The following is a 24,722-nucleotide window of genomic DNA, read 5'->3' as shown; positions in this document are numbered from 1 at the left end:
CCGCCACTACAGCGCCGCGCGCCATTCGGACGCACAAAACACGCTGTAGGGTTTCAGTCCGCGCATCGTGCTTCTCGAAAACCGATTCCGGTTTTCGAGCCGATGCACTGGCGGCAATGGGACCAGCTTACTGCTGGTTCTGCTGATTCTGCTGCTCAGCGGTTTGCTCCCAATACGCATCGACCTCCTGTGTGTCGATCGATCCCGTCTGCTGGGTATCGAAGAGGCCTTGATCGTCCGGCAGCGTCGGCGCTTGCTCCAGCGCGGCACGCTCCACCGGAAGCACGAAAGCGTTGCGGCCGGGCATCGCGCGAAGGCGCTCCCACGGCACGACGACCTCGTCCGAGCCCAGACCGAGAAAGCCGCCATAATCAACGACCACGTACTGCACCGCACCCGTCTGCGGATTGAGCACGACATCGTCGATGCTGCCCAGATTGTCGTCCTGGGCGTTGCGGACATTGGCACCGATGATGTCGTCGGCGCGGAAGCGACCTTCCATCTGCGCAACTGGCTCGGAGGCGGCAATCTCCGCCCGGCGCCAGTCGGTTACTTCCTGCGGGTCGATACCAAGTTCCTCCAACTCCGCGACATAGTTTTCATAGCGGTCGCGGGTGGCCTCGACCATGGTCTGGCATCTCTCTTCGTCACCATTATTCGCCAGAACATAGGCCGCCTCGTAGAGCACGCCAATTTCGTATTGCGGGCGCTGCTCCCACCGCACGTTTCCCCACGGACCAGCGCCTGGCACGTCACGCGCGGTATCCGTGGCTTCGGGCGTGACCGCCAGTTCGCCGGGCTGCTGGTCCGGCACGGGCGGCGTGGTGCCGGGCGGCGTGGCCCTGCCGCCGGCGGTCGGCCCCATGGCGGTCGTGCCATAGCCGCGATAGCCGGTGAGCCAATAGCCGTCCTCTCGCAAGGTCTCGGCCAATTGCCGCAGGTCCTGCATGCATTGCGAGGCCTGCGCCCCGTTCGTCTGCGCGGCTCCTTCCTCGTCCTGGCCCTGGGCGTTGGCCGGCAGGGCCAGAGCAAGTGCCGAGGTGGCACCAAGCGCGGCTGCGATATAGCTTTTCATGGAGTTCACCTCCGTTGCTGATCAAAATGCCGGCATGTTGTCGCCGGCCGCATATCCTGCCAACCAAACCCTGCAGCGAATTGTTCCGGGCACCATTCGGGCAAAAAAAATGCCGGCGCGTACGCCGGCAAACGACACGCAATTGTGGGGTTGGGGGGCGGGGGAGTGCGTGTCGTCATCCCCCAAATGCACCGGGCAAGGGAAGGTTCCTCTTGGCCCACAAAAAAATTGTTTCGGAGAAATTTTACCCGGAGATTTGGCGGAACCGCTCTGCCCTGCCACGTGTTGCTCCGGCATATCCACGGAGAAATAGGAAGATGCCGGAACAGACAGACGAGGTTCTTCGCATATACCGGCTGGTTCCCGACGCAGCCGAAACCGACCCCAACTGGGACCTGGCCGCGCCCGCCGGCGAGGTCGTCGTGCGCGCCCGCTCGCCCGCGGACGCACGCATCGTTGCCGCGCAAGCCGAAACGGACTTTCTCGACCTTCCGGCAAAGCCCGGAGACGGTGTGTCGACCAGCTTCGCCAGCGCCTTCCGCGACGACAAGCTCTACCGCGTCGTCGAAGACGACAGCGGAACCTACCCGCGCACAGGACCGCGCGGCGTGCTGGAGGGGCTCACCCGGCCGGATCCCCTCGTCCACGCCGCGGACGAACCGCCGGAGGATTAATACGCAACTCCACAAGAAGAGCGGACACTCGCCTCCCTCCGGAATTGTGCATGCCTGGCGGTCCCCCGCTTTCGATCAATGACCTAGGAAGTGCGGTCCTGCAGGTTCTCCACGCCTTCCTGGGAAGCGCAGTGGGCGCAGCAGAAGATCACGCCGTCCTTCTCGACACCGTGCCCGATGACCTTGCAGCCGCAATGGGCGCAGGCCGGCGCCAGCGCGTGAATCGCACATTCGAAACTGTCGAAGATATGCGCCTGTCCGGCCATCTCGACCTTGAAAGCCTTGTCGTATTCGTTGCCGCAAACCTCGCAACGCGCCATAGAACCCTCCTTCGTTGGATTCAGGAGGAAAACCACGTGCAAGGCGATGCGTTCCAACCGGCGGCGGGAAATCTGGCGCAGCGAAAAGCGAGCGCATGCGGCCAGCGGCTGTGAAACATATGAAGGGAGATCAAGAGCACGCAAAATGCCCGACTGCACAGCACCATGCATAAGCCGTTCGGCTCTTTGCAAAACCATTGTCACATCCAGCGTTCGCGAGCAGAACGCTCCCGCGCCTTCGCGATGCAATCGGGGTACCGCATCCCGGTCAGCCGAGGAATTTCTGGACATTGATGGTGGGTGATACAGGGCTCGAACCTGTGACCCGCTGATTAAGAGTCAGCTGCTCTACCAACTGAGCTAATCACCCGCCACGGCGCGCTACGCCGTAGAATGCCGCGCTCATTAGCGCGTTTGCCGAGGGCATGCAAGCCCTTCTCAGCGTGCCTCGCGACATGCCCGACAGCGGCCGTCACACTCATTTAGGAAGGCGGCAGCCGCACTCAAACAAAGAGCCGGCCTTCGGCCACCTTCACCGCGCCACCGCCGATTCGCGCGGCCTCGATGGCGCCGCCGGCCACGTCGATCTCCAGGCGGATCCGCGAGGGGCGACCCATCTCGACGCCCTGTTCGATCCAGTAGCGATGCGCTCCGTCCACGGGCTCGTCATACATCAGCACCGCGCCGGCGAAGGCCGCCGCCGCCGATCCCGTCGCCGGATCCTCGGGAATGCCCGCCCCCGGTGCGAACATGCGGGCATGGAAGGCGCAATCATGATTCACCGTCTCGCGACAGTAGACATAGGCGTCGCTGAGCACCGCCCCTATGCGCGGCGCCAGTTCCTCCCACAATCCGGCATCGAGCCGCGCCCGCCCCGCCGCTTCGAGATTGGCGACCGGCACGCAGATATAGGGCACGCCGGCGGTCCAGCCGCTGATGGCATGGTTCTCGAACCCGATCTCGTGGTGGGCAAGGCCAAGTGCGGCGGCCACCACTTCCGCCGGCACATCGAGGGCGAACGGCTCAGGGGTGCGCGGCAGGTCGAATTCGGCAAAAGCCGCCCCGTTGGCGGTCGAGACGGCGCAGCGCACCGGGCCGACATTTTCCTCCAGAACGATGATCGATGTGCGCTCGGCCTGTCCGATCTCGCTTACCCGATCGGAAAGCGCGACGGCCGTGCCGACGGTGGGATGGCCGGCAAAGGGCAGTTCCTGGCGCGGCGTGAAGATACGGATCCGTGCCGTGTGGATGGAGTTTTCCGGCGGAGTGACAAAAACCGTCTCCGACAGGTTGAACTCCGCCGCGATGGCCTGCATCCGCTCCGTATCGAGTCCTTCACCGTCGAGCACGATCGCCAGGGGATTGCCCGCCAACCCCGTCCGGGTGAAAACGTCGTAAAGAAGATATCGCCGCGTAGCCAAAAGTCTCCCCTTCCCTCGTCAGCTTCCGGTCGGCATGGCTGTACCGCCCGCTCGCATCTGGCATCTCTCTCCATATTTATAACCGGACTTCGCCGAGGCCGCACGCGCGGAGGAAAGGACGATCGGTTGTTTGAGCCGAGAGCCAAAACTTTAAGTAGAAATGGAAAAATATCTTTGACGCTTGGCCCAGACGAAAGTGCTTCTTTTCGCTGAGTTCAATGAGAATACCGGGCCAACATCGCTAACAAAACATTACAATACGCAACTTTTGCGTTCATTTGGCATTCATCCACCAGGTGCTAGCGTACGCTCACGATAAACCTTGTGGGCTTGGACGATAGTAAGTGAAGATCGGAGTATCCCAATGAAACGCATCCTTTCCCATCTTGTCATGTCCGGGCTTTTCGCGCTCGGACTCGCCGCCGCTGTTCCGGCGGCCAAGGCTTCGCCGGCTTCTGTGGGTGCGGCCGCAGTGAATGCGGTCATCAATGTCGAAACCGCGGGCAACACCAATCTGGTCGAGGTTGGCGATCATCGGCGGCACAAGCACTGGCGCAAGCACCACCGTGGCGATCATCGTTGGCGCAGGCACCACCGGCGCGATTACGACTGGCGCCGTCACAGCCGGCCGCGGAGCGGCATCTATTTCGAGTTCGGCACGGCGCCGCGCTACGCCCGGCCGCGCTATGTGCGCCCCGCGCCGGCCTACCGGCTCAGCCGCGCGCATGTCGGATGGTGCTACGACAGATACCGTTCCTACCGGGCCTCGGACAACACCTTCCAGCCCTACAACGGACCCCGCAGACAGTGCGTCTCACCTTATATGCGCTGACCTGACGGCCCAGCAAAAAGGCGGTGCCGAACACGGCACCGCCTTTCCTTTTCCGCAGGAGAGCGTCTCTCCCACCTGAGCCCGGCTCAGTTCTTCTCCTTGTCCACCAGCTTGTTCTGGGCGATCCACGGCATCATGCCGCGCAGCTTCTCGCCCACTTCCTCGATCTGGTGCGAATCGTTCAAGCGCCGGGTGGCCTTGAAGCGGGCCGCGCCCGAATGCCACTCCTGCATCCATTCGGCGGTGAAGCGGCCGGTCTGAATGTCATTCAGGATGCGCTTCATCTCGGCCTTGGTCTCTTCGGTGATGATGCGCGGCCCGGAGACATACTCGCCCCACTCGGCGGTGTTGGAGATCGAGTAGTTCATGTTGGCGATGCCGCCCTCGTAGATCAGATCGACGATCAGCTTCACCTCGTGCAGGCACTCGAAATAGGCCATTTCCGGTGCGTACCCGGCTTCCACCAGCGTCTCGAAGCCGGCGCGGATCAGCTCGACAAGCCCGCCGCACAGCACCACCTGTTCGCCGAAGAGATCGGTCTCGCACTCTTCGCGAAAGGTCGTCTCGATGACGCCCGAGCGCCCGCCGCCCACACCGCAGGCATAGGAAAGACCGAGGTCGAGCGCATTGCCCGAAGCGTCGTGATGCACCGCCACCAGGCACGGCACGCCGCCACCGCGCTGATATTCGCTGCGCACCGTATGCCCCGGCCCCTTCGGCGCAACCATCAGCACGTCCACCGTGTTCTTCGGCTCGATCAGGCCGAAATGCACGTTCAGCCCGTGCGCGAAGGCGATCGCCGCCCCGTCGCGGATGTTGGGCGCGATCTCGGCATTGTAGATGCCGGCCTGCAGCTCGTCGGGGGTGGCCATCATCATGAGATCGGCCCAGCCGGCCGCTTCCGCCACGGTCATAACCTTGAAGCCGTCGGCCTCGGCCTTCTTGGCCGTGCCGGAGCCCGCGCGCAGCGCCACGGCGACATCCTTCACGCCGGAGTCCTTCAGGTTGAGCGCATGCGCGCGACCCTGGCTGCCATAGCCGATGATGGCGACCTTCTTCGACTTGATAAGGTTCAGATCGGCATCGCGATCGTAATAGACACGCATCCTTCGTTTCCTTCCTTTGCCAACGTTCCGGCGCCCGCTACGGGTGCGCCCTCTCCTTCTCCCGCACGCCGTGCAGCGTGAAGAACTGGTCGACCGCCCGCTCCGCCCGGACAGAAAGATCCTCCGGCCTGCGCATGCCCTCCTCGCCGAGCAGCATGCGCACATGCAGGTCGCGCACCACGAGCCCGTAGAGCGTGCGATAGGCCTCGTCGAGGTCGTCATAGACAATGTGCCCGCAGCGCCGCCCCGATTCCAGGAGCGCGGCCGCCCCCTGGTCGATCCGCCGGCGGCCCTGCTCGACCAGAAGCTGGCCCAGCCTGCTGCCCTCTCGGCTCGCCTGCCCGATCGCCAGCCGGTTGAGCGCCAGCGACACGTCGCCGGAAAGAACTCGCAAAAGATCCTGCGCAAACGCGACCAGATGCGCGCGAAACTGCCCCCGCTCCAGCGGCCGACCATCGTCGCTGTAGGTGCGCACCTTGCTCGCCTGATGGGCGATCATGGCCGCAAGCAGCCCGTCGCGGTCCCCGAACCACTTGTAGAGGCTCTCCTTGGAGCAGCTCGCCGCCCGCGCCACGCCGGCCGTTGTCACCGCCCGCTCGCCCCCCGTAACGAGCAGCGAAAGCGCGCATTCCAGAACCGCATGCTGCCGCGGCGTCAGGCCATCGGTATTTTCGCTCAAGGATTACGCCTCTCAGTACCGTACGGTACGGTTCTGTCACAACCGCTGGCGGTTTTCAAGCAAACTCGTTTGGGACGGTGGAGAATTTCGCTTGGGTGGCCGGAAAATCCATTGCGAACATGCGGGACAGCCGTTTTGCGGCCTGTCACCGGCATCCAGGCTGTGGGCGGCTGAAAGGCGTCTTGTCCTGGCCATCCATTACGGGGTGCAGGCCTCGGCAATCGACAAGCTGTTTTCGTAGAGGCGGTGCCGGGTGATCCGGCCGCCCTGGACAGTGAGTGGACAGTGAGGTGCAACGCGAACGGACCCTCGAAGGATTTTCCGGTCGCGCGTACGGTCCCCGATATGTCGCCCATCAGGACAGCGTCGGTGCCGTCGACGAGGAAAGTGTCGATGGAGGCGCGCGCGTGCTCGGGTACGGTGTACTCCATCAATTCCGTGAACTGGGCCGCGCATTCTGCGGCGGTGGACCGTCGGCGAATCCACGGGGCGGCGGGGTTCTTGGCGAGAAGCCAATCAACCTCGTCGGCGAAGAGTTCGATGAGCCGCCCGGTGTCTCCGGCCAACCTGGCGGTAAGGAATTCCTGCACGACAGCCCGGGTGGCGTTGGCGACGGAACTCGCGGTGTTGGCTGAATTATCCGTGGTGGTGTACCCGACAGACATGGTGGTCTCCTCGCTACTTCGGCCCAATCCCGACTGGGACGTCCGTGTGCCTGATCCTGCCAAGGGATGGGGAAGCGATCGATTACCCCCGAGGTAATGAGCCGCAAATCCTGTTAAGGCACACACACGTTCTTCAAGGAGACCGGGCAGAAAGAGACGCTCATATCGCAATGCCTGAAAAGGGCTCAATCGAGCCGTTCGTCGTGGGGCGGCTCGTACTAGCCCTGATCGAACCGCGCCCGAGCCTCGCGCACGGCTCCGTGATTGCGCTCGGCCCACTGCAACAGCGCAATGAGCGGCTCGAACATCGACCGTCCGAGACGGCGCTATCCTTCGCAGGCCTTCAGGAAACGTCGCACGGTCTCGGCCATGCCGAACTCCAGCGCATCGGCCGTCAGCCCGTGCCCGATCGAAACCTCCGCGAGCGCCGGGATGCGCCGGGCCAGTGGCGGCAGATTGGCGACCGTGAGGTCGTGACCGGCATTGACCGCCAGCCCGAGACCCGCCGCCGTGTCAGCCGTTTTCCCGAGTCTTTCCAACTCCTTGGCGGCCTTTTCGGAATCGTCGTGGCAAGCCCCGTAGGGCCCCGTGTAAAGCTCCACCCGGTCGGCGCCCGTTTCCTTCGCCGCCCTCAGCGCCACCTGATCCGCGTCGGGATCGCAGAAGAGGGAAACGCGAAAGCCCTGCCGCTTCAGCCGCGCGACGGCCGATTTCAGGAAGTCCCCCTTTTCCACAAACGGCCAGCCATGGTCGGAGGTCTGCTGTGCCGGGTCGTCCGGCACCAGAGTCACCTGCTCGGGCTGGGTTTCCTCGACGAGGCGCAGGAAATCCTCCGACGGATACCCCTCGATGTTGAACTCGCGCCCCGGGAAAACGTCGTCGATGAGTGCCCGGATGTCCGGCAGGTCCGAGAAGCGGATATGACGCTGATCCGGCCGGGGGTGGACGGTAAGGCCGTTCGCGCCGGCCTCAAGCGCGATGTGGCCGAGCCGGGTCAGGCTGGGCCACGGCAGGTCACGCCGGTTGCGCAACATGGCAATGGCGTTCAGATTAACGGAGAGCTTGGCCGGCATGGATCGATTCCGCGTCGCGTGTCAGGTCCCTCTCCTATAGCGCCTTTGGCGGGAACTGACAGGGCCAATCGCCGTTGTCCAAAGGGGTCAGAGGAGGACCGTGCCAGGCATCTGCCTTGCGGGAAGTGCGTGCAAATGCTGATCAACGAAACACCGCCGCACGTCCGGCGCATCGACACCGACCGTGAAGACGCCTACGCCTTCGAGGTCACCGGGCACATCAGCGCAGCCGACATGGAAAACATGTACGGCCTCCTTGAAGGTGCCTATGAACTGCATGAGCGCATCGACGTGATCGTCCTCATCCACGATTACGAAGGCCTCGACTGGGGTGCGGCGTGGAAGGAACAGACCATTCGCGGCAAGAACCGCGCCATCAAGCACATCCGCAGATACGCGGTCGTCGGCGGCCCGGGCTGGATCAAGCCGTTAATCACCCTGTCCAAGCCCTTCCTTTCCATGAAGATGCGCCATTTCGAACCTGAGGAAATCGAAGCGGCCTGGGAGTGGATCGGTGCCAGGCCGCTGCCGGGACCGGCGTAGGGCGATCCGTTAGCCAGATGCACTCCCCCCGGCATCCCGGCCAAGCGGCGAAGCCGCGCAGCGCCGGGACCCATTGAGCGGCGCGGCCGATCTCCGCAAAAGCAATTCCGGGCACTGACATGCAACCGGGACGACGAGGACCGGGCCGTGCTCGATGATAGTCCGGCCAATAGGCCCTGGATAAGCCGTCGGCTTTCCGGGGTGACGGCAAGGTTGTCGTCGATGCGGCAAGACACTTTGCGATTGCCCTGCCCAGGAGATGGCCTGCCGGTCGAAGACGCGTGAAGAAACACCGATCCGTTCGGTTGCCGAACGCAAAAGCGCAAGCGGTCCGTCGCCTACCGAACCACCGTCAGCCGCTCCGCCGCGCGCGTGATCGCGGTGTAGAGCCAACGCTGGCGCGTGTCGCGGAAGGCGAAGCTCTCGTCGAAGAGCACCACCTCGTCCCATTGCGAGCCCTGCGCCTTGTGCACGGTGAGCGCATAGCCGAAATCGAAATCGTCGAAACGCTTCTTCGTCTGCCAGGGAACCTCCGCCTCCGGGTCCTCGAAAGCCGCCTTCAGGAGCTTGATCTTGGCCACACCCCGGTCCGGATCGTCCTCTTCCGGCGAGACAAGCAGATTGATGCCGGGCTTGGTGGTCTCGCGCGCGGCCGTCATCACCTTCCATAGCGAGCCGTTCAGAAGCCCCTTGGCTGGGTCGTTCCTGAGACAGACCAGCTTGTCGCCGGCCTGCGGGAGGGGCCCGTCGAACCCCTTCAGCTCACGCAGGCGCTGATTGTAGCGCCGGCGCGTGCGGTTGATGCCGACCAGAACCTGGTCCGCCGCGAGCACCATGTCACGGTTCACGTCACCCTTGGAGATCACCCGCGCCGTGCCGTAGTCGCCACACATGTACTCCCGGCCCTCGCGCACATCGAGCGCCAGGCGGATGATCGGGTTGTCGCGCGCCTGGCGGTGGATCTCGGTCAGGAGGTAGTCCGGCTCCTGCTCGGTGAAGAAGCCGCCGCCGGAAATGGGCGGAAGCTGCCCCGGATCCCCCAGCACCAGGATCGGCGTGCCGAAGGACATGAGGTCGCGGCCCAGCTCCTCGTCCACCATGGAGCACTCGTCGATGACGATGAGCTTGGCCCTGGCCACCGGGCTCTGCCGGTTGAGCGAGAAGGTCGGCGACATGGTCGTGCGGCCGGTCGTCTCGTCCTCGATCTGCTCCTCGCCGCGCGGCCGGTAGATCAGCGAATGGATGGTGCGCGCGTTCGTCGCCCCTTTCGAGCGCAGCACCTGCGCCGCCTTGCCTGTGAAGGCGGCGAACTGCACCTCGCCGTCGACATGCTCGGCGAAATAGCGGGCAAGCGTCGTCTTGCCGGTTCCTGCATAGCCGAAAAGGCGGAAGAGCTGTGACTGCCCGTCCTTCAGCCAGCGGGAGACCGCCTTCAGCGCCTCGTCCTGTTGCGGCGAAAAATCCATGACCGCCAGAAACCAGATTCTGCCACCGATGAACAGGGCTTTGAAGCAGGCAGGTCTTTGCGGGAAACTAAGGCCCTCGGGCTAATGTCCAGAGGTCAAAGGGGGCGAATGGGATGGCGGGCGGAAGAGCCAGGAGCACGATGGCAGGCGCGTTCGCCGGGCTCATGCTGGCTGCAGGCGCCCAATATCTCGCGACACCGGCGAGAGCGGACGAACATCCTCGCCTCGGGGTCAATCAGCTCGGCTATCTTCCCGACGGACCGAAGCGCGCGACGTTCCTGACCGGGGCGGAGCGGCCGCTTCCCTGGCGCATCGTCGACGATCAGGGCAACGAGGTCGCATCCGGCCAGAGTGTGCCCGCGGGCATCGATCCCACGGCGCGGGCCAACACCCATGTGCTCGATTTCACGGATCTATCGGAGCCCGGCACCTACCGGATCGAAGCCGGCGGCAGCCGCAGCCATCCCTTCTCAATCGAAGCCGGGCTCTACCGGGACCTCGCACGCGATGCCGTCAACTACTTCTATCCCGTACGCTCGGGGATTGCGATCGATGGCGCGATCGCAGGTGCGGCCTATGCCCGCCCCGCCGGCCATGTCGCCGCGCCGGCGGACGGTCTGCCCAACAAGGGCGACCGCGCCGTGCCCTGCCTTTCGCCCGAGGAGGCCGACGCCGCCTACGGCGCGCCGTGGACCTGCGCCTATACGCTCGACGTCACGGGCGGCTGGTACGACGCGGGCGACCACGGCAAATACGTCGTCAATGGCGGCATCTCCGTCGCCCAGCTCATGGGTGCCTACGAGCGTACGCTCTACGTGGACGGCGCCTCCGCGGCCCTATTCGCCGACGACACGCTTGCCATCCCCGAAGGGGGAAACGGCGTGCCCGACATCCTGGACGAGGCGCGCTGGGAGCTGGAGTTCCTCTTGAAGATGCAGGTGCCGGAAGGCGAGCCGCTTGCCGGCATGGCGCATCACAAGCTCCACGACACCGCGTGGACCGGCCTGCCGATGCTCCCGCACGAGGATCCGATGCCGCGCAAGCTGCACCGCCCATCGACGGCCGCCACGCTCAATCTGGCGGCCGCCGCGGCACAGGGTGCGCGGCTGTTCAAGACGTTCGATCCCGCTTTTGCCGGACGCCTGCTTGCTGCAGCCGAGCGGGCCTGGCAGGCCGCCCGGGACCACCCGTCTCTCCATGCACCGGCATCGGACGACACCGGCGGCGGGGCCTATGGCGATGCGGACGTGAGCGACGAGTTCTACTGGGCGGCGGCCGAGCTTTTCATCACCACCGCGGACGCGCGCTACCGCGGCCACCTCGCCGCCTCCCCCTATTTCCAGGGTGAAGTCTTCCGCGACACGGGCTTCGACTGGGCGAACGTGGCCGCGCTCGGCCGCCTGTCGCTGGCGACCGTGCCCAACACGCTGCCGGTCGAGGATATAGCCGCCTTTCGCGGTTCCGTCATCGCGGCGGCGCGGCGCTACGTCACCCTTCAGGATGCGCGCGCCTTCGGCCAGATCTACGCGCCGCATGACGGCAAGTACGGCTGGGGCTCGAACCACTCGATGGCCCAGATCGGCATCATCGTCGCACGCGCCTATGACTTCTCCCGCGATCCGCGCTTCCGCCGCGCTGCGCTGGAAGCCGCCGACTACCTTCTGGGCCGCAATGCGCTCGCCAATTCCTTCATCACCGGCTACGGCAGCGCCTATTCTGAAAACCAGCATTCGCGCTGGTTCGCCCACCAGCTCGATGCAACCCTTCCGCACCCGCCCAAAGGTGCGCTCGCCGGCGGCCCCAACGTCTGGCTCCAGGACGCCGTGGCGGCCGGAAGACGCGCCGGCTGCGCACCGCAGCTTTGCTATGTCGACGACATCGAGAGCTGGTCGACCAACGAGATCACCATCAACTGGAACGCCGCCCTTGCCCAGTTCGCCGCCTTCCTGGCCGAGCAGTGATCACGCGCTCAGCATGGGCCAGAGGGTCGAGGCAAGCGCCAGTCCCATTGTGATGTTGAACCATTTCAGCCGCACCGGATCGGCCAGGAATCCGCGCATCGCCGTGCCGAAACCGGCCCATATGGACACGCTCGGGAAATTGACCAGCGTGAAGGCCAGCGCCACCAAGAGGATCGAGAACACGGGCGCTTGCGGATTGGTGTAGATCGCCATCGCCGTGACGGCCATCATCCACGCCTTGGGATTGACCCACTGGAAGGCCGCCGCCTCGACAGGGCGCATCGGCCGCGAACACCCCTTCCCGCGCGTGGCGAGCGAACGCGAGAAAGCGATCCGCCAGGCAATATAGAGAAGATAGGCGCCGCCGGCCGCTTTCAGCACGACATGCAGCTGCGGATAGGCGGTCAGCAGCGCGCCCAGCCCGAACCCCACCGCCAGAAGCAGCGAGGCAAAGCCGCCGGCGATGCCGAACATGTGCGGAACCGTGCGACGGAACCCGAAATTCACACCGGAGGCCAGCAGCATGAAATTGTTCGGCCCCGGTGTCACCGACGAAACGAAGGAGAATACCAGCAGGGCGAGGAAAACATCGAGTGACATGCAATTCCAACGCTTGGTGGGATTAGGAACGCGGCGAGGCGCCGCTCGGTTTCCCGCCGGCAAGCGTCGCGGGGAGCTCACATGCCCTGCGGCCCGCGGTTCATCGCCGCCACGCCCGTGCGGCAGACTTCGACCAGCCCGAGCGGCTTCATGATGGCGATGAACTGCTCGATCTTCGAGACACGCCCGGTGATCTCGAAGATGAAGTGCTCCGTATTGGCGTCGATCACCTGGGCACGGAAGGCGTCCGCAAGGCGCAGGGCTTCCACGCGATGGTCGCCCTTCCCGCTCACCTTCACCAGCGCCAGCTCGCGCTCCAACGGACGCTCCTGCCCGCGCTCATGGGCGACGATCGTCAGGTCCACCACCCGGTGCACCGGCACCACGCGCTCGAGCTGGTGCTTGATCTGCTCTATGGTGTGGGGGGTTCCGCGGGTGACGATGGTGATGCGCGAAACGTGCCGCTCGTGCTCGGTTTCCGATACGGTGAGGCTGTCGATGTTGTAACCACGGCCGGAGAACAGCCCGATGACGCGGGCGAGCACCCCCGGCTCGTTGTCGACGAGCACGGCGAGCGTGCGCTTTTCTTCCTGCTCGGTCTCGGCGGCGATGAAATACGCGGAGCCGGTGGGCTTCAACTGGGCGTTCATTCGCTTGTTCTCTATCCTTGCTACCGGAATGTAGTTCTACACAAGTGCCCGGCCCTCGGCATCGATGGCGTTCGCCACCGCCTCGTCCGTCGCCTCGTCGGGAAGCAGCATCTCGTTATGCGCCTTGCCGGACGGGATCATCGGGAAGCAGTTGGCGAGGTTGGCCACCCGGCAATCGAAGATCACCGGCGCGTCGGTCTCGATCATCTCGGTGATCGCATCGTCGAGATCGCCCGGCTTCTCGCAGCGTATGCCCTTGCAGCCATAGGCTTCCGCGAGCTTGACGAAATCCGGCAGCGCCTCCGTGTAGGAATGCGACAAACGGTTTCCGTGCAGCAGCTGCTGCCACTGGCGCACCATACCCATATACTGGTTGTTCAGGATGAAGATCTTGATCGGTGCGTTGTGCTGCACCGCCGCGCTCATCTCCTGCATCGTCATCAGCACCGAGGCGTCGCCGGCGATATCGATCACCAGTGCATCCGGATGGGCGACCTGCACGCCGAGCGCGGCCGGCAGGCCGTAGCCCATCGTGCCGAGCCCGCCGGACGTCATCCACCGGTTGGGCTGTTCGAAGCCGAAGTGCTGCGCCGCCCACATCTGATGCTGGCCGACCTCGGTGGTGATGTAGACGTCGTGATCCTTCGTCAGCGCGTAGAGGCGCTGGACGGCATATTGCGGCATGATGACATCGTCGTTCGGCTTGTAGGCGAGCGAATTGCGCGCCCGCCACTTCTCGATCTGCGTCCACCAGGGCGAAAGCGCCTTCTTGTCGGCCTTGGCGCTCGCCCGCCACAGGCGCACCAGATCCTCCAGGACGCGCCCCGCATCGCCGATGATGGGAACGTCGACATGCACGTTCTTGTTGATCGACGAGGGATCGATGTCGATATGGATCTTCTTCGACCCCGGCGAAAACGCATCGATGCGCCCGGTGATCCGGTCGTCGAAGCGCGCGCCGATGCACAGCATCACGTCGCAGTCGTGCATGGCCATGTTGGCCTCGTAGGTGCCGTGCATGCCTAGCATACCGAGCCAGTTCCTGCCCGATGCCGGATAGGCGCCGAGGCCCATCAGGGTCGAGGTGATGGGAAAGCCCGTGAGGTCCACCAGCTCGCGCAGGAACTGGCTGGCCTGCGGACCGGCGTTCACCACACCGCCGCCGCTATAGATGACCGGCCGCTCGGCCTGGGCCATCAGCGCGATCGCATGCTTGATCAGGTCCTGGTCGCCTTCTTCCCGCGGGTGGTAGCTGGTGCGCGGCGCCGTCTGCGGCGGCGTATATGTGCCCTTGGCGAACTGCACGTCCTTCGGGATGTCGACGACGACCGGCCCGGGCCGTCCCGTCTGGGCGACGTGAAAGGCCTCGTGCAGAACCGCCGCCAGCCGGTTGACGTCGCGCACCAGCCAGTTGTGCTTGGTGCAGGGGCGCGTAATGCCCACCGTGTCACATTCCTGGAACGCATCGGAACCGATCAGCGTGGTCGGCACCTGGCCGGAAATGCACACCAGCGGGATGGAATCCATGAGCGCATCCTGCAGCGCCGTCACCGCATTGGTCGCCCCCGGCCCGGAGGTGACCAGCATCACGCCCGCCTTGCCGGTCGAACGCGCATAGCCCTCGGCCGCGTGTCCCGCGCCCTGCTCGTGGCGCACCAGGATATGCTCGACATCCTCCTGCTGGAAAAGCTCGTCATAGATGGGAAGCACGGCCCCGCCCGGATAGCCGAAAATATGCTCGACGCCGTTGTCCCTCAGCGCCTGCACCACGATCTCCGCGCCCGTCATTTCCTGCATGCCCAACTCCTGCCCTTCCGGCGCCGGCGCTTGTGCGTTCATCGTTTGCTGTCCCGTCTTTTCACATTCGCTTTGATCGGCCAATAAAAAAGGCTCCCGGAGGAGCCCTGTCTTCGCACATGAGTGGCTGTCGCCCGACGGCTACGCCGCCTTGCCCATGTGCGTTCCTACTACGAGAATACCTGTCGTCATCATGGCGCGGACAATAAGGCGCAACGGTGGAAAAAGTCAACGCATAAAGCGGCCCCTCGGCGTGATTACGACCGCACGAGCCGAACGCCCGGCCACAGCGGTTCGCCGCACCTGACGGGCCGCAACGAGTCCGGGCCAAATAAACTCCGGCATTTTGCCCCGCGGGAGCCGGATGAACCGGCCGTTCGGCCCTTTCAGGAACGATGGTGAGGGTAAACCCTCCAAGCCTCCCACTCCTCACGTTTTCGCAAAGACAAGGAGTTCCAGCGGCCGCCGTGACGAATAAAATTGACATTCGATCTCCGGAAGCCTCAAGGTTTGTTACCATATGTAATCTTTTGGGAGAAACGACATGGGTATCACGGACAGGTGGAAGGACTACAGGCCCCAGAAATCAGTTCTGGCTTGGACCGCCGTCGGAGCCAGCATCCTGACAATGGTTGTTGGCTTCACATGGGGTGGTTGGGTTACCGGCGGCACGGCGCGTTCAATGGCAGAAGAAGCGGCACAGGCACGACACGCCGAGCTTGCCGCCACGATCTGCGTTGAAAACTTCTCTTCACTAAGTGAGGCGCGTCTAGAACAGCAGGAACTGGTCGCGTTGAGCAGTTATCGCCAGAGGCAGTTCGTGGAGAACGCCGAGTGGGCGATGCTGCCCGGCGGCCAGAAAATAAGCCGTGATGCGGCAAGCCTTTGCGCCGAGCAAGTCGCGGCGATCGACCCCGAGGAACTGCCTGCTCCGATAACGGCGGAAACCGAACTGAACGCCATCGAACCGGATTCGGAAATCCAGTAACGCCGCCCCGACGGCAAGGCCTAACCCGTCGCCTTTGGCGGCGGGTTTTGTTCGTCAGCCGGTCGGATAGCAGGACGAAATTCCAAACGCCCGCCCACCGGTAACGATGCTCGGGTTGATGCGCGCAGCCGCCAACAACGGGTGCCGCACGAATTCTACGGAATGAAAGTGGCTCCCCGGGCCGGATTCGAACCAGCGACCAACCGGTTAACAGCCGGTTGCTCTACCGCTGAGCTACCGGGGAATACCTGTGCTCTGGCAAGTGAGCGTGCCTATAGCAAAGTGCTTTCGCATTTGCAAAGCGGCTTCTGCGAATTTTTTCTCGGATTTCAGTATGGCGCCTCGCATCCGCCAATTCGTCACTCCATATGGGAAAGCGCGCCGCGTACCGCAAGGCGCGGCTTTAAGCAGCGCGGGACCATGGACACGGACGCCGGAAAAGGGACTATGCAAAAGCAAACCCCACGCCAAGACCACGACCGCGCGGCGCGGGACCGTCCGCACGTCAAGGTGGCCGGGCGCCGTATTCCCGTTCCCCGCTCGCGCATCGCACGCCTCGGGATCGGTGGCGCGCTGGCCGTTCTCGGCATCTTCGGCTTTCTGCCCGTACTCGGCTTCTGGATGGTGCCGGTGGGACTGCTCATCCTTTCATACGATGTCGCAGCCGTGCGGCGCTTTCGCCGCCGGATCGAAGTGTGGTGGCATCGCAGGAAAGAAGGCCGGCGCGGCGGCCATGCCTGAGGAAGCGGGCGGCAAGTCGCCGCCCCCTCCACCGGCGTTACGTCAGCCTTTCAGCCTCGCGGCAATTCCGGCCAGACGCTTGCCCTGGAACCGCGCCCCTTCCAGTTCCTGATCCGAGGGAAAGCGCGAGCCGTCGCTGTTGGTGGTGGTGGTCATGCCGTAGGGCGCGCCGCCGCGCACGGTGTCGTTACCCGTCTGGCCGTCATAGGCGTAGGAGAGCGGCACGATGAGCATGCCGTGGTGCTGCAGGGCGTGCTGCATAGAGGTCAGCGCCATTTCCGCCCCGCCGTGCTGCGTGGCGGTGGAGGCCATCACGGTGGCGGGTTTGTCGATCAGCTTGCCCTCGGCCCAAAGCGGCCCCGTCTGGTCGAGGAAATTCTTCATCTGCGCGGCCATCATGCCGTAGCGCGTCGACAGGCCGAAGACGAAGCCGTCATAATCGGCAAGCTCCAGTGGCTCGGCGATGGGCGCTTCCTGGTCGAGCTTATAGCCGGCCTGCTTCGCCACCTCCTCGGGCACCAGTTCCGGTACGCGCTTGACCGTCACATCGGCACCAGCCTCCTTGGCGCCCTCTGCCGCGGCCCTGGCCATCTGCTCCATGTGGCCCCAGCTCGAATAATAAAGAACCAGTATCTTCGTCATTGTGTCTTCCGCTCCTTGCCAATCATTGGGGCGATTGCTGCGCCATCCGAGATTTAGGGATCGTGCCGGAGGATGGAACATCCCTCTTTGCCGACACAGTGTTCACCCTTTCCCATCCATTGCCGCTGCGCGGCGATCCGGTTATCTGACGGGTCTCGCAACGGGGAAACACGCGATGAGCGAAATTGTTACGGCGGCGATGGTGGTGATCGGCGACGAGATCCTTTCAGGCCGCACCAAGGACAGGAATATCGGCCATCTCGCCGATATGCTGACGGCCGTCGGCATCGACCTCAAGGAAGTGCGTATCGTCGCCGACGACGAGGCGGCCATCGTCGAAGCCGTGAACACGCTGCGCGCGCGCAATACCTATGTTTTCACCACCGGCGGCATCGGCCCGACCCACGACGACATCACCGCCGACGCCGTTTCCGCCGCCTTCGGCGTGCCCTGCGATTATGAACCGAAGGCGCTGAAACTGCTCGAAGAGCACTTTGCCCGGCGCGGCATCGCCTTCACCGAGGCGCGCAAGCGCATGGCACGCATGCCGAAGGGCGCCGTCCACATCGCCAATCCCATCTCCGTCGCGCCGGGTTTCAACATTGGAAATGTCTATGTCATGGCCGGCGTGCCCGCCATCTTCCAGGCCATGCTCGACGCCGTGGTGCCGACGCTCAAGACGGGCGCCAAGCTGCTCTCGGTCGCCATCCCCTCGCCGCTTCCCGAAGGAACGATCGGCGGTCCGCTCGGAGAGATCCAGAAAGCACACGCCGAAGCGATCATCGGCTCCTATCCGAAATACCAGGACGGCAGCTTCTGGACCGAGATCGTCGTCCGGGCACGATCCGAAGATGTCCTGAAGGCGGCGAAGACGGCTATCGAGGCGATGCTCGACGACCTTTTGAAACGGAATTGAGCCTGTACCGTTGTACTACATCATTCCCGCGGCTCGCGGAAATGGTCGAGCTGTCTTATATTGCGCAGTTTCGAACGGAAAAACGGGATCCACCTTTCCCGGAGTTGCTCTGGCGGGCATAGACTCCCGCCCTTGCCGTTCAAGGAGGCTTCTATGACCTACCGCACATTGCTCGCGATCCTGCAGAGTGAGGCCGATGCGCCGCGCGTCCTCGATTTCGCCCTGCCCTTCGCCGCACGACACGAAAGCCACCTGATCGGCCTCCACGCCGAGGCGCTGCCCGTCGCAATGATCACGCCCATGGGCGCTCCGGCGATGAACTTGACCCACGAGGCGCAAGGCGAGGCCGACAGCCGCCAGGCAGAGCTGCGCGCGCTCTTCGACGAGCGCGCCCAGAGCGAAGGCGTCTCCGCCGAATGGCGCGGCTACGAAAACGTCTCCGGCGATTCCGCCGTCTCCGGCATCGAAAGCGCGCGCGCGGCCGATCTGGCCATCGCGCAGCAGAACGACCCGGATGCCGACGCCCGCATGGTCGCCGACGTCGAGGCGCTGATCTTTGAGAGCGGCCGGCCGGTCCTGCTTATCCCCTACACGTGGTCGGGCCGCAGTGCCCCCTTCAAGAAGGTGATCCTGGCCTGGAACGGCAGCCGCGAGGCGGCCCGCGCCGTCTTCGACGCGCTGCCGCTGATGAAGGAAGCCGGCGATGTCGAGGTGCTGACCGTCGATCCGAGCGACACGCTGCAGCAGGACGCCGGCATGGCCGGCGCGGCGATCGCCGCCACGCTCGCCCGTCACGGCATCGACGTCACCGTGCGCACCGAGCAGTCGGCAGGCCTTAGCCACGGCGACGTGATCGCCAACCGTCTCGCCGACACCGGCGCCGACCTTCTGGTCATGGGCGCCTACGGCCGCTCGCGCGCCTCGGAGTTCATCTTCGGCGGCGTCACGCGAAGCATGCTGCAGTCGATGACCGCCCCTGTCCTAATGTCGCGGTAGAACATGCTGGCATAGTGGTATAGAAACGCGGCCGTATTCTCATTCGCGGATTTCGATCATGGATCTCGATATCGAGGAGGCGGAAGGTGCCTGTCACTGCGGGACGGTGCGCTTTCGTGTCCGGCTGAAGGGCGGGCTGCGTACGGCCCGCCGCTGCACCTGCTCCTACTGCCGCATGCGCGGAGCCGTGGCTGTGACGGCCGAACGCGGCGGCATCGACATACTTGCCGGTGAGGACGCACTCAGCCTTTACCAGTTCAATACGATGACGGCGAAACACTACTTCTGCTCGCGCTGCGGGATCTACACGCATCACCAGCGCCGCTCCGATCCGAATGAATACGGCGTCAACGTCGCCTGTATCGAGGGGATAAGTCCGTTCGATTTCGACGAAGTGCTGGTCTCGGACGGCGTGAACCACCCCTCCGACAGGGCAAGACCTGCCGGTTCGGATACGGTCGGCGTGCTCCGTTTCATCCCCCACAAGTAAGGCCACGCCGGCGTTTACCGCTGCAGGAGCCACGGGCATCTGCACACGCCCCTTGCGCCTTCGACCCGTTTCCGGCTAATTCCCCGCGCATTCCCGGCACGGCTGACGTGCCCACGCGGAGTGTTGAGAGCATGGCCCTTCCAGACAAAGCCTTCCCCGTCTCGTGGGACCAGTTTCATCGTGATGCACGGGCACTGGCCTGGCGCCTGGCGGGAGCCAACGGACAATGGAACGCCATCGTCTGCATCACCCGCGGCGGCCTCGTGCCGGCGGCGGTGATCGCCCGGGAACTCGGCATCCGCCTGATCGAGACCGTCTGCGTGGCCTCCTATCACGACTATACCGAGCAGGGCGAGTTGCAGGTCCTGAAGGAGATAACACCTGGCCTGCTCGAGAACGACGGTGAAGGGGTCCTGATCGTCGACGACCTTACGGACACTGGCAAGACAGCAGCGATCGTGCGGGCGATGATGCCCAAGGCTCACTTCGCCACCGTCTACGCCAAGCCGAAGGGCCGGCCGCTGGTGGACACCTTCATCACGGAAGTCTCGCAGGACACCTGGATCTATTTCCCGTGGGACATGGGCTTTTCCTACCAGAAACCCATTGCCGAGAACGAGCGCGGCTGAGCAGTGCCGGCCGCGGCCCTGCCCCACTTATTTGCCTATTTTCCTGCGCAACCTATCTTCTCGGTACGAAGTTGAATGATGTGACGGTGATTCGTCGCATGGAACCTCGGACGGAGAAGGATGATCGCAAGCCACGTCACGCGCATGGGACTGATCGAGCGGCTACGCCGCCTCATCGGCGGCAACCCGCCCCGTGTGCAGGCGGCGGCCCTTCCCTGGCGGCTGAAAGGCGATCGCATAGAGGTCATGCTGGTTACCAGCCGTGGAACCGGCCGCTGGGTTCTGCCCAAGGGCTGGCCCGAAGGCAGGGAAAGCCTTTCTACGACCGCGGCTCGAGAAGCGGCAGAAGAAGCCGGCGTGGAAGGTGACATCAGCGAGGAGGCGCTGGGCCGCTATCTTTACGGCAAGGCGACGGCGACGGGCCTGCTCTGGCGCTGCGAGGTGGCCGTCTTTCCGCTCAAGGTGGAACGCGAGGCCAAGAAATGGCCGGAGAAGAAGAAGCGCACCCGCCTGTGGGTGACACGCGAGGCGGCCGCCGACATGGTGAAGGAGCCGGATTTGGCCGAACTCATCACCGCTTTCCACGGTAATCCACGGGAAATTGCCGCCTGAACGGCATGATCGACGCCGATCTTCGATCCGGCGCTTGTCTCTGCATGCTCCTTTTCCTACCCGATGGACTGTCACATTGCGCGCAGGCGACAGGCTGCACGCACGCGATCGGCGGGGGTTGCCATGAGCCGGATGAGTCGCTCCGGAAATGCGGACGTGGACGGAACAAATCCGTCATTCGCCCCTTGCCGGAAGACAGCCCGTTGGAAACGAAAGAGAATCTGAGCGAAGACCGGTAATGGCCGACACCACCACCAACCCCAGAAAACAGACCCTCGACAAGGATCTGGACAAGCTCGTCCATGTCGAGGAAGCGGCCAGTCTGCTGGCGCGCGGGCTGGTGGCGCCCGGCCTCGCACTTCTCTTCCTGGCACTGGCGACCGTCTTTGCCTCCGTTTATGTGATCGGCGAGCCCCGTGCCATCATCATCATCGCCGCGGCGGCCATCGGCGCCTATATGGCCCTCAATATCGGCGCCAACGACGTGGCCAACAACGTCGGGCCGGCGGTCGGCTCGAGGGCCATGACGCTGGGCGGCGCCCTCGTCATCGCCGCCGTGTTCGAAAGCGCCGGCGCCCTCATCGCCGGCGGCGACGTGGTCAATACTGTTTCCAAGGGCATCGTGGCGCCTGAAGCGGTGGCGAGCCCCAGCATCTTCATCGGCGTCATGATGGCCGCGCTCATCTCCTCCGCCCTCTGGATCAATCTCGCCACGTGGATCGGCGCCCCCGTCTCGACGACCCACTCGGTCGTCGGCGGCGTCATGGGCGCGGGCATCGCGGCGGCGGGATTTTCAGCCGTCGACTGGACCGTGATGGCGCAGATCGCCGCGAGTTGGGTCGTCTCGCCGGTGATGGGCGGCGTGGTCGCCGCCCTGTTCCTCGCCGTCATCAAGACCTTCATCATCTATCAGGACGACAAGATCACCGCGGCGCGCCGCTGGCTGCCGCTGCTGATCGCCGTGATGGCCGGGGCCTTCGCCGCCTATCTTGCGACCAAGGGGCTGAAGAAGATCGTTCACGTCAGCGCTTTGGGGGTGACGGCCCTGGGCCTGGGCACCTTCGTCCTCATCTGGGTGCTTTCGCATTTCCACGTGCGCCGCCAGTCCGAAGGGATGGAGAACCGCAACCAGTCGCTCCGTAAGCTCTTCAATCTGCCGCTCGTCATCTCCGCCGCGCTCCTGTCCTTCGCCCACGGCGCTAACGATGTCGCCAACGCCGTCGGGCCGCTTGCCGCCATCGTCTTCACCGCCCAGGCGGACACCGTCACGGCCGAGGTGGCAATTCCTATCTGGGTCATGATCATCGGTGCGTTGGGCATTTCGATCGGGCTCGTCCTGTACGGCCCGAAGCTGATCCGCATGGTCGGCGAGCAGATCACCAAGCTCAACCCCATGCGCGCGTTCTGCGTCGCGCTCGCCGCCGCCATTACGGTCATCATTGCCTCCTGGCTGGGCCTGCCCGTCAGTTCCACCCATACAGCTGTCGGCGCCGTCTTCGGTGTCGGCTTCTTCCGCGAGTGGTACACCGCGCGTTCGAAACGCCGCCGCGCCTACCTGGAACGCAAAGGCCTGCAGGTGAAGAACGGAGGGAGCGATGGAAACAACAACACCACCGGTCCGTCCGGCGGGGAAAGCGGCGATGTCGGCATGTCGCGCGAGGAGATCGCCCGGCGCAAGCTGGTGCGCCGGGCCCACGTGCGCACCATCGTCGCCGCCTGGGTGACGACCGTGCCCGCCGCCGGCATTCTCGCCGCCGGGGTCTTCCTCCTGTTCGATGCAGTGCTTTAGCGGCTGCGCCACGCGCACGGCTTCGTTCTTGCAGGAACAAACCGCGGCATAGTTCCGTTACCTCCGCGTTCGACGGATGCAACGTCCATCGGAATGCCTTCGCGCACCCGTGAACGGGTGTCGGGGCGCAGGGCATCCATTCAGGGAGGAAACCATGATCACGATTCCACGCCGTCACTTCCTTGTCGCTCTGGCAGGTACAGCCGGCGCCGCCACGTCGTTGCGCACCCTTGCACCGGGTATCGCGCGGGCACAGGAGCAGAACGCGCAGGAACTGCCTGAGGCCGTCAGCTGGAAGGATCCTGGGGCCACCATCGTGCATTCGGACCTCACGGTGGAGACCGAGCGCGACGCGATCGGCACCAGCGGCATTACCTCCAAGGATGTGCTTTATCTGCGCAACAACCTTCCCTCGCCCGACGAAGAGGCTATCGCCGATCGCGATGCCTGGGAGGTCGCGGTCGAAGGCGTTGCCGAGCCCCGCACCCTCACCGTCGGCGAACTGAAGCGCATGGGCGTGGAGACGGTCGCCACCGTGCTGCAGTGCTCTGGCAACGGGCGCGACTTCTTCGAGCACGAGACCAGCGGCTCGCAATGGCGCACCGGCGCGGCCGGCAACCTGTTGTGGAGCGGTGTGCCCGTGCGCAACGTGATCGAGGCGCTCGGCGGACTGGAGGACGGTCGTAACTTCATGACCAGCACCGGCGGCGAATCCCTGCCCGAGGGCGTCGATCCGAAGGAGGTCGTGGTGGAGCGCTCGGTCCCGGTGGAGTACGCCATGGAGCACGCCATCCTGGCTTGGGAGATGAACGGCGAGCCGGTGCCGCTGGCCCATGGCGGGCCGCTGCGCGTCATCGTCCCCGGCTATTACGGCATCAACAACGTGAAATACGTGCAGCGGGTTGCCTTCACCGAGGATGAGAGCGACGCGGCCATCATGCGCACCGGCTACCGTGTCCGCCCGGTCGGGGTCGACGGCGCTCCCGACCAGCCCTCCATGTGGGAGATGAAGGTGAAGTCATGGGTGACCCGGCCGCTGGCCGACGTGGAGAACGGCCGCGTGCTGATCGAGGGCGTGGCCTTCGGCGGCTATCACGCGCTGGACAAGGTCGAGGTATCGACCGACGACGGCGAAAGCTGGCAGGAGGCGCGTCTGCTCGGGCCGGACCTCGGCCGCTTCGCCTGGCGGCCCTTCGTCCTGGAGGCCGATCTGGAGCCCGGCACCTACACGGTCACCAGCCGCGCCACTGATTCGGAAGGCACCGTTCAGGAGGAAGTCACCGAGCCCAACCACCGCGGCTACGACTATAGCGGCTGGCGCCGCCTGGCGGTGGATGTGACGGTGGTCTGACCCGCGCCATGTCATGCCGTTCCGTCCTCATGCCCATCATCCTCGGCGCGTTCGCCGCCGCCCCGGCGGGCGCCTTCGCCGGGGATGATGCTCCGTCGGGAAAGGAACTCTTTTCCTCCGTGGAGCCGGCCTGCTCCGTCTGCCACGTGCTCCGGGACGCCGGCGCCGTGGGCCGCGTCGGCCCCAATCTCGATGAACTCCAGCCGACGCCCGAGCAGGTGCGCAAGGCCCTGCAAGACGGTCCCGGCGCCATGCCGGCCTATGGCGAACGGCTGAGCGAGGCGGAGATCGATGCGGTGGCCGAATATGTAGCGTCCGCAGCCGGAACATGACGGCCACCGGCCGGCGTTCTGCGCCTTTCCCCGCGCACAAGTGGGGATCTGCGCGTTCCCCGATATCCACACCGATGACACACAACATGTAGCGGTCACAAAACTTACAAGGAACGAGTGCTTGACGGGCGAAAGCGAGTCGCCTTTTAATGATCGCACGCGTTCCGTTGCGGGCGCGGTTGAAAAGTTCAGCAGTCTGTCAGTTTCCAATCGGGTAAGTGTATCTGTTCGTCCGCCTGTTGTCGCCGCAGCGGGATGGAGACGGTTTTGCGTTTGAGAAGGCGACGGGGGCGCTAGGTATCAGGGCTGGTTTTAGCAAGTTGTTAATACTATATTTAGTGTTTGCTGAGAAAACCAGCACCAGATAATGTGAA

At 64.3% G+C, this 24,722-nt stretch carries 26 protein-coding genes, 2 tRNA genes and 1 pseudogene; 14 read left to right on the top strand and 15 right to left on the bottom strand.

Going from position 1 to position 24,722, the window contains the following annotated elements; genetic code table 11:
• Window positions 1-127 precede the first annotated feature (127 nt).
• On the bottom strand, window positions 128-1,075 hold the full coding sequence (locus SIN08_RS06080; RefSeq protein WP_322450690.1) for a PRC-barrel domain-containing protein: 948 nt from the start codon (window positions 1,073-1,075) through the stop codon (window positions 128-130).
• 317 nt (window positions 1,076-1,392) lie between these two features.
• Here SIN08_RS06080 and SIN08_RS06075 point away from each other — a divergent pair, with 317 nt between their 5' ends.
• Complete coding sequence (locus SIN08_RS06075) at window positions 1,393-1,749, top strand: hypothetical protein (RefSeq protein ID WP_322450689.1); 357 nt, start codon at window positions 1,393-1,395, stop codon at window positions 1,747-1,749.
• 83 nt (window positions 1,750-1,832) lie between these two features.
• On the opposite strand, the gene SIN08_RS06070 is transcribed toward SIN08_RS06075, so the two are convergent.
• From SIN08_RS06070 to SIN08_RS06060, 3 genes are all read right to left on the bottom strand, one after another.
• Entirely contained in the window at window positions 1,833-2,318 is a 486-nt protein-coding gene (locus SIN08_RS06070) for a hypothetical protein (RefSeq protein WP_322450688.1), read from the bottom strand.
• A gap of 45 nt (window positions 2,319-2,363) precedes the next feature.
• Window positions 2,364-2,439: transfer RNA gene (locus tag SIN08_RS06065), tRNA-Lys, on the bottom strand.
• Window positions 2,440-2,572: 133 nt separating this feature from the next.
• Window positions 2,573-3,490 (bottom strand): PhzF family phenazine biosynthesis protein, encoded by a 918-nt coding sequence (locus SIN08_RS06060; RefSeq protein WP_322450687.1) that lies wholly within the window; start codon window positions 3,488-3,490, stop codon window positions 2,573-2,575.
• Window positions 3,491-3,854: 364 nt separating this feature from the next.
• On the opposite strand from SIN08_RS06060, the gene SIN08_RS06055 reads away from it, so the two are divergent.
• Window positions 3,855-4,322: a BA14K family protein gene (locus tag SIN08_RS06055; protein ID WP_322450686.1), complete on the top strand. Its 468-nt coding sequence runs from the start codon at window positions 3,855-3,857 to the stop codon at window positions 4,320-4,322.
• A gap of 86 nt (window positions 4,323-4,408) precedes the next feature.
• Here SIN08_RS06055 and ilvC read toward each other — a convergent pair whose 3' ends face one another.
• The 5 genes and pseudogenes from ilvC to SIN08_RS06030 all read right to left on the bottom strand — a co-directional run bounded on the left by ilvC (window position 4,409) and on the right by SIN08_RS06030 (window position 7,845).
• Complete coding sequence (ilvC, locus tag SIN08_RS06050) at window positions 4,409-5,428, bottom strand: ketol-acid reductoisomerase (RefSeq protein WP_322450685.1); 1,020 nt, start codon at window positions 5,426-5,428, stop codon at window positions 4,409-4,411.
• Window positions 5,429-5,465: 37 nt separating this feature from the next.
• Window positions 5,466-6,107, bottom strand: a complete 642-nt coding sequence (locus tag SIN08_RS06045) for a TetR/AcrR family transcriptional regulator (RefSeq protein ID WP_322450684.1) — start codon at window positions 6,105-6,107, stop codon at window positions 5,466-5,468.
• The gene (locus tag SIN08_RS23600) at window positions 6,104-6,772 is read right to left on the bottom strand and encodes a nuclear transport factor 2 family protein (RefSeq protein ID WP_416208022.1); all 669 of its coding nucleotides are present in this window, start codon (window positions 6,770-6,772) and stop codon (window positions 6,104-6,106) included. The genes SIN08_RS06045 and SIN08_RS23600 overlap by 4 nt, the downstream gene beginning before the upstream one ends.
• Window positions 6,773-6,990: 218 nt before the next feature.
• Window positions 6,991-7,092, bottom strand: a pseudogene (locus tag SIN08_RS06035) (transcriptional regulator); the annotation flags it as partial.
• Window positions 7,093-7,098: 6 nt separating this feature from the next.
• A complete protein-coding gene (locus tag SIN08_RS06030; protein WP_322450682.1) occupies window positions 7,099-7,845 on the bottom strand; it encodes a pyridoxine 5'-phosphate synthase in 747 nt (248 codons plus the stop codon).
• Between the two features lie 135 nt (window positions 7,846-7,980).
• Between SIN08_RS06030 and SIN08_RS06025 the strand changes: the two genes are divergently transcribed.
• On the top strand, window positions 7,981-8,388 hold the full coding sequence (locus SIN08_RS06025) for an STAS/SEC14 domain-containing protein (protein ID WP_322450681.1): 408 nt from the start codon (window positions 7,981-7,983) through the stop codon (window positions 8,386-8,388).
• A gap of 338 nt (window positions 8,389-8,726) precedes the next feature.
• On the opposite strand, the gene SIN08_RS06020 is transcribed toward SIN08_RS06025, so the two are convergent.
• Window positions 8,727-9,854 (bottom strand): ATP-dependent RecD-like DNA helicase, encoded by a 1,128-nt coding sequence (locus tag SIN08_RS06020; RefSeq protein WP_322450680.1) that lies wholly within the window; start codon window positions 9,852-9,854, stop codon window positions 8,727-8,729.
• A 140-nt stretch (window positions 9,855-9,994) separates the two neighbouring features.
• Between SIN08_RS06020 and SIN08_RS06015 the strand changes: the two genes are divergently transcribed.
• The gene (locus tag SIN08_RS06015) at window positions 9,995-11,815 is read left to right on the top strand and encodes a glycoside hydrolase family 9 protein (RefSeq protein WP_322450679.1); all 1,821 of its coding nucleotides are present in this window, start codon (window positions 9,995-9,997) and stop codon (window positions 11,813-11,815) included.
• Here the strand turns inward: SIN08_RS06015 and SIN08_RS06010 are convergent, their stop codons facing one another.
• The 3 genes from SIN08_RS06010 to SIN08_RS06000 all read right to left on the bottom strand — a co-directional run bounded on the left by SIN08_RS06010 (window position 11,816) and on the right by SIN08_RS06000 (window position 14,904).
• Complete coding sequence (locus tag SIN08_RS06010; RefSeq protein ID WP_322450678.1) at window positions 11,816-12,415, bottom strand: LysE family translocator; 600 nt, start codon at window positions 12,413-12,415, stop codon at window positions 11,816-11,818. It abuts the gene before it with no gap.
• Window positions 12,416-12,492: 77 nt separating this feature from the next.
• Window positions 12,493-13,065, bottom strand: coding sequence for an acetolactate synthase small subunit (gene ilvN, locus SIN08_RS06005; RefSeq protein WP_322450677.1), 573 nt, complete (start codon window positions 13,063-13,065; stop codon window positions 12,493-12,495).
• Window positions 13,066-13,101: 36 nt separating this feature from the next.
• Window positions 13,102-14,904, bottom strand: coding sequence for an acetolactate synthase 3 large subunit (locus tag SIN08_RS06000; protein WP_322450676.1), 1,803 nt, complete (start codon window positions 14,902-14,904; stop codon window positions 13,102-13,104).
• 502 nt (window positions 14,905-15,406) lie between these two features.
• Between SIN08_RS06000 and SIN08_RS05995 the strand changes: the two genes are divergently transcribed.
• On the top strand, window positions 15,407-15,850 hold the full coding sequence (locus SIN08_RS05995; RefSeq protein ID WP_322450675.1) for a hypothetical protein: 444 nt from the start codon (window positions 15,407-15,409) through the stop codon (window positions 15,848-15,850).
• A gap of 169 nt (window positions 15,851-16,019) precedes the next feature.
• Here SIN08_RS05995 and SIN08_RS05990 read toward each other — a convergent pair.
• Window positions 16,020-16,094 (bottom strand) — tRNA-Asn (locus SIN08_RS05990).
• Between the two features lie 203 nt (window positions 16,095-16,297).
• Here SIN08_RS05990 and SIN08_RS05985 point away from each other — a divergent pair.
• The gene (locus SIN08_RS05985) at window positions 16,298-16,591 is read left to right on the top strand and encodes a hypothetical protein (protein WP_322450674.1); all 294 of its coding nucleotides are present in this window, start codon (window positions 16,298-16,300) and stop codon (window positions 16,589-16,591) included.
• A 42-nt stretch (window positions 16,592-16,633) separates the two neighbouring features.
• On the opposite strand, the gene wrbA is transcribed toward SIN08_RS05985, so the two are convergent.
• Window positions 16,634-17,233 (bottom strand): NAD(P)H:quinone oxidoreductase, encoded by a 600-nt coding sequence (gene wrbA / locus SIN08_RS05980; protein WP_322450673.1) that lies wholly within the window; start codon window positions 17,231-17,233, stop codon window positions 16,634-16,636.
• 175 nt (window positions 17,234-17,408) lie between these two features.
• On the opposite strand from wrbA, the gene SIN08_RS05975 reads away from it, so the two are divergent.
• The 8 genes from SIN08_RS05975 to SIN08_RS05940 all read left to right on the top strand — a co-directional run bounded on the left by SIN08_RS05975 (window position 17,409) and on the right by SIN08_RS05940 (window position 24,348).
• The gene (locus SIN08_RS05975) at window positions 17,409-18,149 is read left to right on the top strand and encodes a competence/damage-inducible protein A (RefSeq protein ID WP_322450672.1); all 741 of its coding nucleotides are present in this window, start codon (window positions 17,409-17,411) and stop codon (window positions 18,147-18,149) included.
• Window positions 18,150-18,302: 153 nt separating this feature from the next.
• Window positions 18,303-19,145, top strand: a complete 843-nt coding sequence (locus SIN08_RS05970) for a universal stress protein (protein ID WP_322450671.1) — start codon at window positions 18,303-18,305, stop codon at window positions 19,143-19,145.
• A 58-nt stretch (window positions 19,146-19,203) separates the two neighbouring features.
• Window positions 19,204-19,635, top strand: a complete 432-nt coding sequence (locus tag SIN08_RS05965) for a GFA family protein (protein ID WP_322450670.1) — start codon at window positions 19,204-19,206, stop codon at window positions 19,633-19,635.
• Window positions 19,636-19,766: 131 nt separating this feature from the next.
• Window positions 19,767-20,264, top strand: coding sequence for a xanthine phosphoribosyltransferase (gene gpt / locus SIN08_RS05960; RefSeq protein ID WP_322450669.1), 498 nt, complete (start codon window positions 19,767-19,769; stop codon window positions 20,262-20,264).
• Window positions 20,265-20,384: 120 nt separating this feature from the next.
• The gene (locus SIN08_RS05955; protein WP_322450668.1) at window positions 20,385-20,876 is read left to right on the top strand and encodes an NUDIX hydrolase; all 492 of its coding nucleotides are present in this window, start codon (window positions 20,385-20,387) and stop codon (window positions 20,874-20,876) included.
• Between the two features lie 238 nt (window positions 20,877-21,114).
• Entirely contained in the window at window positions 21,115-22,665 is a 1,551-nt protein-coding gene (locus tag SIN08_RS05950) for an inorganic phosphate transporter (protein ID WP_322450667.1), read from the top strand.
• A 154-nt stretch (window positions 22,666-22,819) separates the two neighbouring features.
• Window positions 22,820-24,016, top strand: a complete 1,197-nt coding sequence (locus SIN08_RS05945) for a sulfite oxidase (protein ID WP_322450666.1) — start codon at window positions 22,820-22,822, stop codon at window positions 24,014-24,016.
• A gap of 8 nt (window positions 24,017-24,024) precedes the next feature.
• Window positions 24,025-24,348, top strand: coding sequence for a cytochrome c (locus tag SIN08_RS05940; RefSeq protein ID WP_322450665.1), 324 nt, complete (start codon window positions 24,025-24,027; stop codon window positions 24,346-24,348).
• The last annotated feature ends 374 nt before the right edge of the window (window positions 24,349-24,722 follow it).

It is taken from the genome of Chelativorans sp. M5D2P16 (assembly GCF_034427935.1).
Classification (GTDB): domain Bacteria; phylum Pseudomonadota; class Alphaproteobacteria; order Rhizobiales; family Rhizobiaceae; genus Chelativorans.
Note: the sequence above shows the minus strand (reverse complement) of the source record. Positions and strands in the feature narration are given on the sequence as shown.